The 895-nt window shown below is 73.3% G+C and carries 1 protein-coding gene; it reads left to right on the top strand.

What is annotated here, in order from left to right; translation table 11 throughout:
• Nucleotides 1–40 precede the first annotated feature (40 nt).
• A complete protein-coding gene (locus CCN72_RS37555) occupies nt 41–598 on the top strand; it encodes a carboxymuconolactone decarboxylase family protein (RefSeq protein ID WP_086812704.1) in 558 nt (185 codons plus the stop codon).
• The last annotated feature ends 297 nt before the right edge of the window (nt 599–895 follow it).

The following is an 895-nucleotide window of genomic DNA, read 5'->3' as shown; positions in this document are numbered from 1 at the left end:
ACCTCGCCCCTTGCGCCGCCCCGTCCCAAGGAGAGACCCCATGTCCCGCATCCCCTGCCTCGACACCGAGGCGCTGCCCGAATCCCTGCGCTCGCTCAGCCAGGGGCGCATCATCAACGTGTACCGGATGCTCGGCCACGCGCCCCGGTCGGTCACGCAGATCGCCCGGCTCGGCGCCGCGCTCTTCGCCGACGCCAGCCTCAGCGCGCTGGACCGCGAACTCCTCATCCTCACGTACGGCACGGTGTTCGAGGCCGAGTACGAGTGGGCGCAGCACGTGCCCATCTCCCGGGCCGTGGGTGTCACCGACGAGCAGCGTGCGGCCCTGCGCGCCCAGCGCTACGACGCCGAGGTGTTCACTCCGGCCCAGCAGGCACTGGTCGCCTTCGCCGCCGCCGCGGCCGCCTCGCCCCTCGTGGACGACGCCCGTTACGCGGCCGTCAGTGCCCACTACACCGAGGAACAGATCGTCGAGACCCTCGTCCTGGCGGGCTTCTACTACCTTCTGGCCCGCGTCTGCACCGTCCTGGACGTCGAGATCGACGCGGCGGAGAGCGACGAACTGGTACGGATGGCGCAGAGCATGCATGCCAACTGAATCCCCGCCGGCGAGCGACGGACCAGGGCGGGCGGGGCGGACGGGGGCCACCTCGCAGCACCCTGTGCGGGCCGGCGGCATGCCGGCCGGGCCGACTCGCCCAACGGGCAGGGCCGCGACTCTCTCACCGAAGTCACGGCCATGGCCCGCCAGTGGAACAGCGTCCCGGCCGACGGGCGGTCCGTACGTCGTCCGCGCTCCGTCCGCTCGCGGGTCGGCCTTGGCGGCGCCCCGGCGCGGACATCACCCCCCGCCCCGGCGAGGCGGCAGCACTGAAAGCGCCACCTCGCCGGGGCG

It is taken from the genome of Streptomyces murinus (assembly GCF_002154555.1).
Lineage (GTDB): Bacteria > Actinomycetota > Actinomycetes > Streptomycetales > Streptomycetaceae > Streptomyces > Streptomyces murinus.
The sequence above is the reverse complement of the archived record's forward strand: the minus strand, read 5'-3'. Positions and strand labels throughout refer to the sequence as shown.

Coding starts and splice junctions, on each gene's coding strand:
- CCN72_RS37555 (WP_086812704.1), top strand. CDS start 41: ATGTCCCGCATCCCCTGCCTCGACACCGAGGCGCTGCCCGAATCCCTG.